Raw genomic sequence first — 15,136 nt, forward strand, 5'->3', positions numbered from 1 at the left:
AGGTGAATATATGGATATAAAACCTGAAGAAATCACATCAATTCTGGAAGACAAGATAAAAAATTTTGATTTCTCGATTAAAACAGAAGATGTAGGCCGTGTTATAACAGCCGGTGATGGAATAGCAAAGATATACGGGCTTGACGAAGCCATATACGGTGAGATGGTAGAGTTTGAAAATGGCGTATACGGCATGGTGATGAACTTAGAAGAAGACAGCGTAGGCGTAATTGTCTTAGGAGAGCCTGAGTCCATAAAGGAAGGCACAGTTGTAAAAAGAACAGGTAAAGTTGTGGAAGTACCTGTTGGATACGGCCTTTTAGGTAGAGTCGTAAATCCATTAGGACAGCCTTTAGATGGAAAAGGACCTGTAAAAAGTGATGGCACAAGGCCTGTAGAGTATCCAGCACCACCTATAATAAAGAGGAAGTCTGTGGATACTCCGTTGCAGACAGGAATCTTAGCAATTGATGCCATGATTCCAATAGGCAGAGGACAGAGAGAACTTATAATAGGAGATAGGCAGACAGGTAAAACTGCCATAGCTGTAGATACGATAATCAATCAAAAGGATAAAGATGTCTACTGTATATATGTGGCAATTGGTCAAAAAGCTTCTACTATTGCTGGACTCGTAAACACATTAGAAAAATTTGGTGCAATGTCATATACAACAGTAGTTGCGTCAACTGCCAGTGATTCAGCGGCACTTCAGTATTTGGCACCTTATGCAGGTTGTGCGATGGCAGAGCATTTTATGTATGACAAAAAAGATGTCCTCATAGTGTACGATGACCTTTCAAAACATGCTGTGGCGTACAGGACGATTTCGCTTCTTTTGAGAAGGCCGCCAGGAAGAGAGGCATATCCTGGAGATGTATTCTATCTGCATTCAAGGCTTTTGGAGCGTTCAGCTAAGCTATCTGACGACATGGGTGGCGGATCGATTACGGCGTTGCCGATAATAGAAACACTTGCAGGCGATATTTCAGCATATATTCCTACAAATGTCATATCAATAACAGATGGTCAGATTTATCTGGAGTCAGAGCTTTTCTATTCAGGTATAAGACCTGCTATAAATGTCGGCCTTTCAGTGTCACGTGTCGGCGGTGCAGCTCAGAAAAAGGCTATGAAAAAAGTATCTGGAAGAATGAGATTGGAGCTGTCACAGTACAGGGAGTTAGAGGTTTTTGCACAGTTTGGATCTGATCTTGATAAATCTACACTTGATTTGCTAAGGCAAGGCGAGAGAATTGTTGAGATAACTAAGCAGCCAAGGTATCAGCCTATTTCAATGGAAGATCAGGTTATAATGATATACACGGTAATGAATAAGTACCTCATGGATGTTGAGCTTCAAGACGTTAAGAAATTTATAAAAGATTTGCTGGAGTTTATTGACATAAATCATCCTGATATAAAGAAAACTATCAGAGAAACAGGAAAGTTGGAAGATGATACGATCGAAAAGTTGAAGGCGGCTATTGAGGAGTACAGGAGCAAATACGCATCGAAAGGTGATGCATAATGGGAAAGAGAGACATTCAACTCAGAATAAAAAGCGTAAAAGAGACTCGCAAAATAACAAGAGCCATGAATCTCATTTCAGCCGCGAAGTTTAGAAAAGCAAAAACGATGCTGGACAATGTAAGGCCGTACTATGAAAAGATACAATCAACTATGGAAGATATACTTATTCATAGCGGTGAAGCGACTTCACATTATTTTGAAAGACAGCATGAAGCAAAAGGAAAAAGGAAAAAGGCAGTCATCGTCATAACTGGTGACAAAGGATTGTGCGGCGGATACAATCACAATGTCATCAAAAAAGCGGAGGAAGTCATAGATGGTGATACGCAGAATTTGATGGTTATTGGCGAAGTAGGACGCAGCTATTTTCTAAACAAGGGTTACAATGTGGATGTGGAATTTTTATACACAGCCCAAAATCCTACCACATCAGCAGCAGGTGAAATATCTGATTTACTTGTGGATATTTACGATAGAGGGATAATAGACGATATTTACGCTGTTTACACTGAGATGGCTGGATTAAGGCAGATTGTAAAAACGGTAAAAATCTTGCCTTTAGACATAAAGAATTTCAACAGCGATAAAGATGTCAAAATTTTAAGCGATATGATATACGACCCATCGCCGACAAAAGTTTTTAACCTTTTAGTTCCTGAGTACATCAAAGGTTTGGTGTACAGCTTTTTGGTAAATGCTTTTGCATCAGAGCACTTTTCGCGGATGGTTGCGATGGATGGTGCTACATCAAATGCTGACAAGATGATTGCGAAGTACACATTAGAGTACAATAGATTAAGACAGGCTTCTATAACGCAGGAGCTTTCGGAGATAATCGGAGGTTCATCCGTTTAAAGGCTTTGAAAAATTTTTTAGATTGAATGGAGGCTAATATGAATAAGGGTTATATAACACAGGTAATAGGACCGGTTGTTGATATACGTTTTGACGAAGATTTGCCGCCAATCAACAATGCCATAAGAATCCCATTTAAAGGTGATGAGATAATCGTAGAAGTATCTCAGCATACAGGCGACAACACCGTAAGGTGCGTTGCAATGTCGTCTACAGATGGACTAAAGAGAGGGATGGAATGTTTTGATACAGGCGGGCCAATTTCTGTACCGGTAGGCGAAGGAACGCTTGGCAGGATGTTTAATGTGTTGGGCAAGACGATGGACGAACTTGGCGAAGTAAAAGCAGACAAGTACATGCCTATACACAGAGATGCCCCCAGCTTTGAAGAACAAAGTCCAGTAACAGAAATCTTGGAGACCGGCATAAAAGTCATAGATCTTCTTACACCTTATGCAAAAGGCGGTAAGATAGGTTTGTTTGGTGGAGCTGGCGTTGGCAAGACGGTTTTGATTGAAGAGCTTATAAGGAATATAGCGACAGAGCATGGCGGATATTCCATTTTTACAGGTGTCGGTGAAAGAACGCGTGAAGGTAATGACTTGTGGCATGAAATGAAGGAATCTGGCGTCATTGACAAGACTGCATTTGTCTTTGGACAGATGAATGAGCCGCCAGGAGCCAGAATGAGAGTTGCTCTTACAGGTCTTACAATGGCTGAGTACTTTAGGGATGAAAAGCATCAGGATGTGCTTTTGTTCATCGACAATATTTTCAGGTTTGTCCAGGCAGGTTCAGAAGTATCTGCACTTCTTGGCAGAATGCCGTCTGCGGTTGGTTATCAGCCAACACTTGCAACAGAGTTGGGGGCACTTCAAGAGAGGATAACTTCTACAAGAAGTGGATCAATAACATCTGTACAGGCTGTCTATGTGCCTGCAGACGATTTGACAGACCCTGCACCTGCGACCACATTTACTCATCTTGATGCGACTACGGTTTTGTCGAGAAGCATCGTTGAGATGGGCATATATCCAGCAGTGGATCCATTAGATTCTACGTCAAGAATATTGGAGCCAAATATAGTCGGTGAAGAACATTACACTGTTGCAAGGCGTGTTCAGGAAATACTCCAGAAGTACAAAGAGCTTCAAGATATAATAGCAATACTTGGCATGGATGAATTGTCAGATGAAGACAAGCTTACAGTGTATAGAGCAAGGAAGATACAGAGGTTTTTATCACAGCCTTTCTTCGTTGCCGAGACATTTACAGGCATACCAGGAAAATATGTGCCACTTAAGGAAACAATAGAAGGATTTAAGAAGATCGTCAACGGTGAAATGGATGACATACCTGAAGCAGCATTTTTCATGGTAGGAAACATTGACGAAGTGTACAAAAAGGCTGAAGAAATGAAGTGAGGTGCATAACATGGACAATAAGTATCACCTCGAAGTATTGACTCCATATCGCAAATTTTACGATGGCGATGTGGAGGAGATCATTGTTACTACAAGTGCTGGTGAAGTAGGAGTCCAAAAGGGGCACATTCCGATGACTGTCGCATTAGGAATTGGCACGCTTAAAATAAAAAACGACAATGAATGGAAAGAAGCCAGCATTTCAAATGGCTTTATGGAAGTGAAGCAGGACAATGTCGTAATACTTACTAATGCTGCAGAATGGCCTGAAGAGATAGACATAAAAAGGGCTGAAGCAGCTAAAGAGAGAGCAGAAGAAAGGCTAAGGCAAAAGAAAAGTCAGAAAGAGTATCTTCTCGCTAAAGCAGCATTGAGGCGTGCTTTAGTGAGAATGACAATTGCAAAAAAATACAAAAATATATAAGAATTACCTCCACCATTGTGTATAAAAACATCCTATTTAGACCAAAATCTAAATAGGAGAAAATAGTGGAGGTGTTTTTATATGAAAAAATTAATAGCTTCTGTATTTGCATTTATAATTTTGACAGGAATATTTAATGTTTATGCAGCGGAAACTTCACCTGTTATTTCAAAAGAAGAAGCCATATCTATAGTAAAAGAAAAATTGGGAGACATAAAATACGACAGTGAGAATATTCAATACAGAGAATTTACAAACAAAGACTCTGTATGGATTTTAAGCTATACAAAGAACGATGTTTTTGAGAATACAACTGTCACTGTAGACGCTAAGACAGGTGAAATAATAAGGTACAATTTTATCACTGATTTTAAAGGCAATAAGAATATAAAGCGAAACGATGCGAAAAAGATAGCAGAGGAATTTTTGGACAGAGTAAATCCTAAGAACTTAGGCAAGTACAAGTATGATGCAAATTACAAAAACGACAGTTACAATGAATATAGTTTTAAATGGAAAAGAGAAGAAAATGGCATTGTGTTTCTGTACGACACAATAAATGTTTCTGTAGATAAAAGAACAGGTTTAGTCACTCATTACACATACGATTGGACAGATGGGGACTTGCCTACACTGAAAAACGTGATCGATATAAATGAAGCTACAAAACTTTTTAAAGAATACCTAAAACCCAGATTGGTTTATACGGTAATTTACAATAGGAATAAAGGCGATGTAAAACTTGTGTATGTTTCACCATCGCCTCAGTACATGATAAATGCGTATACAGGCGACATAATAGACATAAATGGAAACGCGGTAAAGTTAAGTGCTCCAAGCAATGTGGATATTAAAATGGATATGGAGCCTGTATTAAACAAAACACCTGTAAGCAAAGATGAAGCATTTAAGATAGCAGCAAAATATGCAGGAAGCGATTATGAATTGAAGGATACAGCCTACATTGAAAAATATGGTGGGCTTAATTTGAAAGTATGGACGTTTTCATGGAACAAATTAAATGGAATAGGCTATTTGTATGTAGCGGTAAATGCGGATACGGGAAATGTGGTGGATATTTTAAAAAGCAGTAAAAGTAGTTTTGATTCATCAATTTCCCGGGAAACAGCCCTTAATAAAGCAGAATCATTTGTAAGAGAAAATTTCAAAGAAGCATTGCCGTATATTGATTTTGGATTTAATGATGTTGATAATATGAATAGCAATATCTATGGATACCACTTTGTCTTCCCACTAAAACATTACAACATACCTTTTATAAACAATGGCATAACTGTAGATGTTGATGGAGATGGAAATGTATCTTCGTATACTTACAAAAACTACGATATACCTTATCCAAAGCCTGTTGACATTATGAATCAAGGTGACGTTACAGCTAAATACCTGAAGAAATGTAATTTTTCATTGAAATATTACAAAACGGAAAAAGGCATTATACCGGTTTATACAGTTGATGATCCTGTTGAATCAAGTTTAATAGATGCAAAGTCAGGTGAAATAATAAAACCATATTAAAAAAGGGCTTTTTAAGCCCTTAAATTATCTTTAGACGGCATTTCAGATAAAATCATGCTTAAAAGCATGAGAAAGCCTCCTATGATGGATCGCAATGTCATGATTTCTCCAGATACTAAATAAGCAGTTATGGCTGAAAAAACTGGTTCTAAAGAGAATATGATGGCAGCATGTGTAGCTGATGTATTAGCTTGCATAGTGTTTTGAACTGCCAATGCAAATGCTGTCGCAAAGATTCCTGTCAATATAAGTGCAAACCAAACGGTTTTGTCAGTCGGTATTGCAGGTTTCTCATAAATAAATGAAAAAATTCCGCTTAATATTGTTACGACAAATATCTGAATTATCGCAAATGATACGGTATCCACAGATGGTGCGTATTTTGCTATCAAAACTACTTGAAACGCAAAAGATACAGCACAAAGGAGAGTGAGAAAGTCTCCAAAGTTAATTTTTAAGTCAATATTGGCCGTCATTAGAAATAATCCACTAAGTGCTAATAATACGCTTAACCATGATGTCTTTGACAGTTTAGTTTTTAAGAAAAATGATTCCAATATAGGTACAAGCACTACATTAAATCCAGTAATAAAACCAGATTTTGATGCAGTCGTGTATTTTAAGCCTAATGTCTGAAAAGCATAACCTAAAAAAAGCATTATGCCTACCATGATAGAGACTGCAAATGTATTTTTATCAATGTGAAGCAGTCTCTTGCCGAACATTATGACAAGCACGATGAGCGCTATGAGAAATCTTAAAAACAAAAAATTGTAAACCGGCAATATACTTGTAGCTTTTTTTACTATGACAAATGTAGAACCCCAAATGATAGTCACTAAGACCAACATTATATCGCTTTTTAATTTTTTAGACAATATTTAAGCCTCCCTTAAATCATGGTCTGAAACGCTGTGCAATTGGCATCCGTCTTCCTACGCCAAATGCTTTTGTGGTAACTTTAAGACCCGGCGCTGCCTGCTTTCTCTTGTATTCAGCATTATTCACCTTCCTTATGACATCTTTTACTAATGCTTCGTCGTAGCCTTTTGATACGATCTCACTTACCGATTTATCTTCTTCTATGTACAGCTTCAATATATCGTCGAGTATCTCATACGGTGGCAGAGAATCTGTATCTTTTTGATTTGGCCTAAGTTCGGCCGATGGAGCTTTTTCTATAGTGGATATAGGGATTATTGTCTTTTCCTTATTTATATACTTTGCAAGCTCATACACCATTGTCTTTGGAACATCAGATATTACAGCAAGTCCACCACTCATGTCGCCATACAGTGTGCAGTATCCTACGGCTATCTCTGATTTGTTTCCTGTTGTCAAGACCATATGACCTTCTCTATTTGATATGAACATTAGATAATTGCCTCTTATTCTGGCCTGGAGATTTTCTTCCGCAAGGTCACCTACAGTATCGCCATTTCTATTAAAAATTGATATGTAGCTTTTAAAGACATCTTCAATAGGTATTACCCGATATTCTATATTTAGGTTTTGAGCAAGATCTCTTGCATCATCTTTGCTGCCTTCTGATGAATACCGAGATGGCATAGAAACACCCAGCACATTTTCATGCCCTAAAGCCTTTACTGCAAGTGCGCATGTGACAGCAGAGTCAATTCCTCCACTTAAGCCTACAACTGCCTTTTTAAAGCCAGTTTTCCTGAAGTAGTCTTTAAGGCCCAAGATCAGGGCATCGTGAACCCATGATATGTCTTCTTTTACATCTTTTAGAGGCGCAAGATATTTAAGCTCATCAGTATCGATAAAAACGAGATCTTCGCAAAAAGCTTTAAGGTTTGCTACTCTATCACCATTTGAATTTATCACAAAACTATTTCCATCAAAAATCAGTTCGTCATTGCCGCCTACTTGATTTACGTATATAAGAGGCAGTTTGTATTTCTTTGATATTTGTTTTACCATTTGTACTTTTAATTCATGTTTTCCAAGGTTATATGGAGATGCAGAAATATTTATAAAAATGTCTGGGTTTAACTTATACTGCTCTTCCAAGACATCTATATCGTACCTTGGTCTTTCCCAGAAATCCTTGTCGTTCCAGATGTCTTCACAGATATTGATTGCAAGCCGCATTCCTTTAAAGTCGATGCAAGTACGCTTTTTAGCTGGTTCAAAATACCTTTGCTCATCAAATACATCGTAATTTGGCAAAAGGGTCTTATCTGCTTGTCCCACTATTTTGCCATTGTAAAGGAGAAGCGCTGAATTGTGAAGCAAATAGTCTTTCTCTTCATCTCTTGTAACGGTTCCTACAATGACGCCAATACCTTCTGTTTCAGGCAGAAGCATATCATTAAGGGCTCTATATGATGTTTCTAAAAAATCAGGGTTGTATAATAAGTCCTTTGGAGGATAGCCGATTATAGACAATTCTGGGAAAACGATGAGATCTATATTGGCTTTTTTAGCCTCTTTTATATTCATGATTATCTTTTCGCAATTTTTTTTTATATCGCCGACAGTCGGATTTAATTGTGCTAATGCTATCTTCATTTAGTATCACCTCGAATTATTTTCATAAAGATATTTTAGCACATAATAAAAAAAAATACACCAGCATAAACGGTGTATCAATGAAAACTACTGCCACTTGATGATTTTCTTTTCGATGTAGACTAATAGCACGTACATAAGTGCGGCCAGGATAGACAGTATAAGGACACTTGTCATTACTATGTCTAACTTGAATACTTGCCCTCCATAGACGATAAGGTATCCCAATCCTGCTTTTGATACCAAAAACTCTCCTGTTATGACACCGACCCAGGATAAACCCATATTGATTTTTATAGCAGACATGATAGTTGGTATGCTGGCGGGCAGTATACATTTTGTCAGTATTTGAAATTTGGTGGCTCCAAACGTCTTTAGAAGTTTTATCTTATCTTCATCTACCTGTTTAAACCCTGTCTCAAGGCTTATAATAGTCACAATCAGCGATATGGCTAAGCCCATCGTTATAATTGGTGCTTCGCCATTTCCCATCCAGACTATAAATATTGGTCCTAAGGCGATTTTAGGGAGGCTGTTTAAGACGATCAAATACGGTTCTGCGACTTTTGAGGCAAAGTCAGACCACCAAAGCAGTATAGCTATCACTATGCCAGAAAATGTCCCGAGAGCAAATCCAATAAGCGTCTCGCTTAATGTGACCCATATATGCGTAAAAAGTGAGCCGTCTTCGCTTAAGTTTATTATGGTCTTTATCATGCGAGATGGTTGGCTGAACAGAAATGGATCTATGAGCTTTAGCCTTCCTGCTATTTCCCATAATGCGAAAAAAGCAACGAGTATGGATATTTGAGTGATTTTAATGGCGATTTCTTTTCTTTTCACTTTCTTCAGAAATTCTACATGCTCCTTTGACATGTTTTGAGTTGCTTCATACATGCACATCAAGCTCCTTCCATATTTCGTTGAAGTATTCTTTGAATTCAGGTGCTTTTCTGCATCCGATAGGCGATCGGTCGTCACACGTAAGATGTATCTCATATATGTTTTTTACGACTGCAGGCCTTTTGGACAAGACTACAATCCTGTCACACATTGCGATGGCTTCGGAAATATCGTGGGTTACTATTACCGCTGTCTTTTTAACATTTTTCAAAATAGTCCACACTTCATCAGATATGGCGAGCCTCGTTTGATAGTCAAGGGCCGAGAAAGCCTCGTCGAGAAGCATGATATCAGGCTTTAAGGCCAGTGTCCTAATTAGCGCTGCTCTCTGTCTCATACCACCGGATATTTGATTAGGATAATGGTACTTAAATTCTGATAATCCATATCTTTCTAATAGATCTTCTACGTTTTTTATAGAGTTTTCATTGACAGCGTTTTGTATCTCAAGACCTAAAATGACGTTTTGCATGATGTTTCTCCATTCAAAAAGATGGTCTTTTTGAAGCATGTATCCTACTTTTCCGTTTACAATTACGCTTCCATTTGATGGCTTTAAAAGACCAGCAATGATAGACAAAAGTGTGGATTTACCGCATCCAGAAGGGCCTATGACGCCTACGAATTCTCCTTCATATACGTTAAATGATACGTCTTTTATAGCTTCCGTCTCGCCTTTTATCGTATGATAGTTTAGAGATATGTTTGAAAGCTCAACCATTACTTTCCTCACCAGATGCACCTCCTGTCATATTTTAGACACGCTTACAGGGGACAATCTTTCGGTTGTCCCCAATTTATTATTTCTTTATTGTTGCGACAGCCTTGTCTGCAAAAGTATTGTCGATTAATGCGTTTGGATCTACCTTGCTGTCGATTTCACCTGCGTTTAATAAGACATTCTGAAGAGCATCAAAATCAGATGGTTTCATCTGTGGTGTAGTGCCCCATGCATCTATGCTTTTATACCTGTCGATTACTTTTGCAATTATATCAATATCAGTATCTGGGAAAAATGATTTTATGTCTTCGGCTACTTGCTTTGATGAATGAGACTGCACGTACAACATGCCTTTGTAAACCGCATTCGTAAAATGCTGAATGATATCAGGGTGCTCCTTTATATAGCTTTTTCTTGCGTTAAATGTTGTATACGGCACATCGTGTCCGGCGGCACCTATAGATGCCACGATGTATCCTCCTTTTTCGCTTTCAACTTGTGATGCGGTTGGTTCAAAAAGTGCCACATAGTCTGCATCTGATCTCATGAAAGCACCTGCTGTCGCTGTGAACTGAAGATTCGTTACAAGATTTACATCTTTTTTAGGGTCTATACCATGCTCTTTCAGTATATATTCAAGAGTCATTTCTGGCATTCCGCCGGGTCTTCCACCTATTATCTTTTTGCCCTTTAGATTTTCCCATTTGAAATTAGGCTCCGGTTTTTTGCCAACTAAGAAAGAGCCATCTTTCTTGGTAAGCTGTGCAAAATTCACAAGATAATCTTGTTTTCCTTCTTTGTACACATAAACGGTGGTTTCTGGACCTTGTAGTCCAATGTCAGCTTGACCTGAAACTACGGCAGTCGCAGCTTTATCGGAGCCTTGTGCAGTAGTTATCTCTAATTGCAGTCCTTCTTCTTTGAAAAAGCCCTTGTTGACAGCTACATAATATGGCGCGTAAAAAATTGAATGCACGGTTTCAATAAAGTTTATCTTTGTAAGCTTTTGCTCTTTTGCCTTGCAGCCGGTGAATAAGAAAGATGTAAGTACAAATATGAGTATAAGAGTGAAAATAAGTAATTTTCTGCCTCTCATGCGGATACCTCCTATTTAATTTGATTTCAGTTTATTATATTCTATCAATTGTAAATGGTGATTGAAAAAAGATGAAGTTTTTTTCACGCTGTATTTTGTTAAATGATTTCAAAAGAAGGAAATTAAGTTTTTTTGTCGAATATGATTATTTGTGCATTTTTATAAAATATATAAAGGAGAATCGATATGGCACAAAAAGCAGCAAAAAAGAACAAGGTCAACATTGATGTTTCTAAAAGAAGCACAGATTACACAAACGTGATGAATATTGTATTTTACATATCATTGCTTCTTCTTATAGCATTGCCGCCGTATTTTCGTGGCATGTACTTTGACAATGAGTTTTTGCCTACTATATGCATTACTTCAATTGTTGCCATAATATGGTCATTGATGAAGATTGTAAGAAAAGAGCCGATAATCTCTGAAAGACTGGATTATGCTGCAATATCAATAATAGGAGCATATCTCATCTCTACGTTTTTTGCTGTAAATGTAAGATCTGCAATAGGAGAAGTATTAAAGTACGTCGATTATGTTTTTATATACTTTTTGGTCAGCAGACTTGCCAATGACAAGAAAAAAATATGGATACTTTTGAATGTGCTTGTTTTAAGCTCATTTGGAGTAGCTTTAGTAGGCCTTTTATCTGCAGCAGGGTACGTAAACTACAATGGTTCATGGGTTGGAGGAAGGATTAATTCTACATTTCAATATGCTAATACTGCTGCATCGTTTTTGATGGCATTTTTGTTTGTAAATTTTGCACTCATATCGTACACAGAAAACAGGTATTTAAAAGCAGTTTACGGAGTAGAAGCTTTTATGCAGCTTTATGCTTATGTTTTTACGCTATCCAGAGGCGCTTGGGTGATGTTTCCTTTTCTGTTTTTATTCCTTATAATAATGATGCCAAAAGGGAAAAGGGTAGAGCCTTTTATTTACTTGATAGGTATAATCGTAGCGTCAGCGTTGCCAATACTTAAATTTAACTCTGTCGTAAATGGACCTAAGCCTCACAATTTGGTTATGTGGATACTTGTAGGATGCTTCTTAGCATTGTTATTTACGTACATTGTAAGTTTTTTGGTAGAAACGGTAAACAAGATAAGCTTAAAAATAGGCATATCCATAATTGTCATTGTTGGTGTGTTATCAACCGTAGCAGGTTATATGGTATTGACAACGGAAGTACCTCTTACGCTAAGTCATAGTCAAAACGAGGCAGATAGCGGTAAAAGTGTTACAAGATTTGTCGATGTTGATGCTGACAGAATATATGTGTTGAAGTACGATGTGATATCAAAGAATGGTGATAATAAGGATTGGGCGTACGACATTACCATAGAAAGCAGAAATGACCTCGATCAGCCTACAAAGATAAAAGATGTGTACGACAAAGAGACTTTCAGTGGTGAAAAGACGATAGAATTCTCTACTTTGAAAGACACAAAAAGACTAGCTATAACTTTTACAAACTACTTTAAAGGTACCTCTGTGACATTTGACAAGGCGTACATCTATCCTAAGAATGACCCAAATGCTGTTCAAAATATAATGCTTAAATATAAATACTTGCCTGAAAATGTGGCATCAAGGATACAAGACATAAGCTTGACAAGCCATAGTAGCTCAGAGCGAATGCAGTTTTACAAGGACGGATTCAAGATTTTTAAAGACTATCCGCTTTTTGGCGCAGGCGGAGGTGCTTGGGCGTCACTTTACTTCAAATATCAGTCATACTTGTACTGGACTACACAGACACATAATTACTTCATGCAGGTTTTGCTTGATACAGGTTTAGTTGGAGCAGCAGCAATGATTTTCTTCTTAATAACTCTCATATTATCAATATTTAGGCTTTATAAAGCTGAAATGGATGGATATGAGCGCATACTGCTGGCGGCGGCAACTTTAGGCATATTGAGCATATATGCCCATGCTGCTATGGATTTTGATCTTTCGCTGTCTGCTGTCACAATAGCCTTATATTCCCTTATCGGCATAATAAACAGCATGAACATAAGCAAAGCACCTAAAAATATAGCTGTAGTGAAAGGGAAGAAATTATACAAAGGATATTACAGTTTTGGCGTTTTGGCAGCAGGCATAGTTGTCATGTTTATGTCTTTCTCACTTTCCACAGCTTTGAGCTATGCAGAAAAAGGAGACCAATTTGCAAAGACTAACAATATTCCTCAGGCAATGCAGTACTACAAAAGCGCTGTTTCTTATGATCCGTGGAATGCGAAGTACAGGATGTCTTACGGTCAGACATTGGCAAGTATAGCAGATCAGACAAAAGATGGGGCTACTTATCAAGCAGCGATGACCCAAGAACAAAAAGCAGTCGATTTAGAACCGTACAACTCTCAGCTTTTGGCACAGCTTGGAGCATTTTATCTATCTCATGGTCAGATAGATAATGGGCTTAAGTATGTTAAAAAGGCCGTCGATGTACAGCCCTTAAGGCCAGAAAATTATCAGCAGTTGGCGGATGCTTATAATAAAGTAGGCATGTTTTACCTGCAAAACAATGATAAAACAAAAGCTAAGGAATATCTTGAAAAGGCTGTAGATGTTGAGAACTTGTTTAATAAGGCTAATTCAAAGTCAGAAGAGCCAAAACCCATGACTGATGTCACAAAGCAAATAATACAAAATTCAAAAGAAGTGTTGAAGGGGATACAGTGATGTATCCCTTTTTGTATTCATATTGTGTCTTCATTTTTAATATAATAAGTACATTTTTTTGTGATGTGAAAATGTTATAATTAATGTAAGAAGACAAAAATGTGAATGAATAAGCTAATAAGATTTGATATCTGTTAATATTGGGAGGTTTTTATATGACTGTAGAGGAAGTAAAAAATATAATACAAAATGGAGAAAATTCTTATATAGAGTTTAAAGAAGAAGAAATTAAAGCCAAAGATCTTGCCGAGGAAATTGTTGCTTTTTCAAATTCGGAAGGTGGTATAATTTTTATTGGAGTTGATGATGAAGGAAATATAAAAGGGATAAAAAACGACAAGATAGAAGAAACGGTAATGAATATCTGCAGAAATAACTGTATTCCAAATGTTGTTCCTTCATATGAAAGTATAGAAGTAGACGGTAAGACGATAGCAATTATTACTATCCCTAAAGGACTTAATAAGCCATATTATACGTCTGACCATAAATACTATATACGAGTAGGTACTACAAAGAGAATTGCGTCAAAAGAAGAATTGCTACGGCTCTTTGAAACAAGCGGAAGTCTTCATTTTGATATATCACCTGTGGAAGGAACATCTATTAATGATTTAAACATTGATATTATTAGAGACTATTTTATGAAATATAATACATTTGATTTGTTTGAAGAGTCTAAGGAAGTGGTTGAAAGGATACTTTTAAATGCAGATATATTAAAAGAATATAACGGGAAAAAGTTTTGTACTGTTGGAGGGCTATTGGTATTTGGTAAAAATCCAGAAAAGTATCTTCCGCAAAATGGAGTAAGTTTTGCTCATTTTAATGGTAATGAAATCACAGATGAATTAATCGATAAGAAAATAATAACAGGAAGAATACAAGATGTAGCGGAGCAGCTAATGGTTGTGATTAAGAATAATATGCTCACTCCGTCAGTGATTAATGGATTAAAAAGGGAAGAAAGAGAAGAATATCCTATGATCGTCATGAGAGAAGCTATTGTAAATTCTCTGGTTCATAGAAATTATAGTATAAGCGGCTCTAAAATAAGAGTTCTTATGTATAATGATCGTATAGAGTTCAGGAGTCCAGGAAGACTGCCAAATACAGTGACAATAGAGAAAATGAAAATAGGAGTATCGTATGCGCGGAATCCTTTCCTTGTTAAATACATGGAAAACATGAGGTACATTGATCAACTTGGAAGAGGTATTCCAATGATACTTAAAAAAATGAATGAATTAGGGGCAAGAGAGCCATTACTTATGGAACAGGGAGAGGAATTTATTTTGATAATTTACAGGCCAGATTTTTAACAAAAGCTTGAAAAAAGTCTCCCATCATCTATAGGTGGGAGGTGAATTTCTATTGTTTTCCATAACATTATATGTTATAATATTATCAGA

The 15,136-nt window shown here is 37.2% G+C and carries 12 protein-coding genes; 7 read left to right on the forward strand and 5 right to left on the reverse strand.

The annotated features are described in order from the left end of the window. The first annotated feature begins 10 nt into the window (after positions 1 to 10). The 5 genes from atpA to ACZ42G_RS04065 all read left to right on the forward strand — a co-directional run bounded on the left by atpA (position 11) and on the right by ACZ42G_RS04065 (position 5,775). Positions 11 to 1,531, forward strand: coding sequence for a F0F1 ATP synthase subunit alpha (atpA, locus tag ACZ42G_RS04045; RefSeq protein ID WP_014758301.1), 1,521 nt, complete (start codon positions 11 to 13; stop codon positions 1,529 to 1,531). Then, positions 1,531 to 2,388, forward strand: coding sequence for an ATP synthase F1 subunit gamma (atpG, locus tag ACZ42G_RS04050; protein WP_014758302.1), 858 nt, complete (start codon positions 1,531 to 1,533; stop codon positions 2,386 to 2,388). The genes atpA and atpG overlap by 1 nt, the downstream gene beginning before the upstream one ends. A gap of 38 nt (positions 2,389 to 2,426) precedes the next feature. Beyond that, entirely contained in the window at positions 2,427 to 3,812 is a 1,386-nt protein-coding gene (gene atpD, locus ACZ42G_RS04055) for a F0F1 ATP synthase subunit beta (RefSeq protein WP_014758303.1), read from the forward strand. 10 nt (positions 3,813 to 3,822) lie between these two features. Continuing rightward, positions 3,823 to 4,236, forward strand: coding sequence for a F0F1 ATP synthase subunit epsilon (locus ACZ42G_RS04060; protein WP_464851532.1), 414 nt, complete (start codon positions 3,823 to 3,825; stop codon positions 4,234 to 4,236). Between the two features lie 81 nt (positions 4,237 to 4,317). Further along, a complete protein-coding gene (locus ACZ42G_RS04065; RefSeq protein ID WP_464851533.1) occupies positions 4,318 to 5,775 on the forward strand; it encodes a PepSY1/2 domain-containing protein in 1,458 nt (485 codons plus the stop codon). Between the two features lie 11 nt (positions 5,776 to 5,786). On the opposite strand, the gene ACZ42G_RS04070 is transcribed toward ACZ42G_RS04065, so the two are convergent. The 5 genes from ACZ42G_RS04070 to ACZ42G_RS04090 form a co-directional block, all read right to left on the reverse strand. After that, a complete protein-coding gene (locus ACZ42G_RS04070; protein WP_014758306.1) occupies positions 5,787 to 6,653 on the reverse strand; it encodes a DMT family transporter in 867 nt (288 codons plus the stop codon). Between the two features lie 19 nt (positions 6,654 to 6,672). Further along, positions 6,673 to 8,310, reverse strand: a complete 1,638-nt coding sequence (locus tag ACZ42G_RS04075) for an NAD+ synthase (RefSeq protein WP_464851535.1) — start codon at positions 8,308 to 8,310, stop codon at positions 6,673 to 6,675. 87 nt (positions 8,311 to 8,397) lie between these two features. Next, positions 8,398 to 9,207: an ABC transporter permease gene (locus ACZ42G_RS04080; RefSeq protein WP_464851536.1), complete on the reverse strand. Its 810-nt coding sequence runs from the start codon at positions 9,205 to 9,207 to the stop codon at positions 8,398 to 8,400. Beyond that, the gene (locus ACZ42G_RS04085) at positions 9,200 to 9,946 is read right to left on the reverse strand and encodes an ABC transporter ATP-binding protein (RefSeq protein ID WP_464851537.1); all 747 of its coding nucleotides are present in this window, start codon (positions 9,944 to 9,946) and stop codon (positions 9,200 to 9,202) included. The genes ACZ42G_RS04080 and ACZ42G_RS04085 overlap by 8 nt, the downstream gene beginning before the upstream one ends. Positions 9,947 to 10,013: 67 nt before the next feature. Further along, positions 10,014 to 11,030 (reverse strand): ABC transporter substrate-binding protein, encoded by a 1,017-nt coding sequence (locus ACZ42G_RS04090; RefSeq protein WP_464851538.1) that lies wholly within the window; start codon positions 11,028 to 11,030, stop codon positions 10,014 to 10,016. A gap of 186 nt (positions 11,031 to 11,216) precedes the next feature. Here ACZ42G_RS04090 and ACZ42G_RS04095 point away from each other — a divergent pair, with 186 nt between their 5' ends. Next, positions 11,217 to 13,724: an O-antigen ligase family protein gene (locus tag ACZ42G_RS04095; RefSeq protein ID WP_464851540.1), complete on the forward strand. Its 2,508-nt coding sequence runs from the start codon at positions 11,217 to 11,219 to the stop codon at positions 13,722 to 13,724. 155 nt (positions 13,725 to 13,879) lie between these two features. Then, on the forward strand, positions 13,880 to 15,046 hold the full coding sequence (locus ACZ42G_RS04100) for an RNA-binding domain-containing protein (protein ID WP_464851542.1): 1,167 nt from the start codon (positions 13,880 to 13,882) through the stop codon (positions 15,044 to 15,046). Positions 15,047 to 15,136: the final 90 nt, after the last annotated feature.

The sequence above is a fragment of the Thermoanaerobacterium calidifontis genome (genome assembly GCF_055381745.1).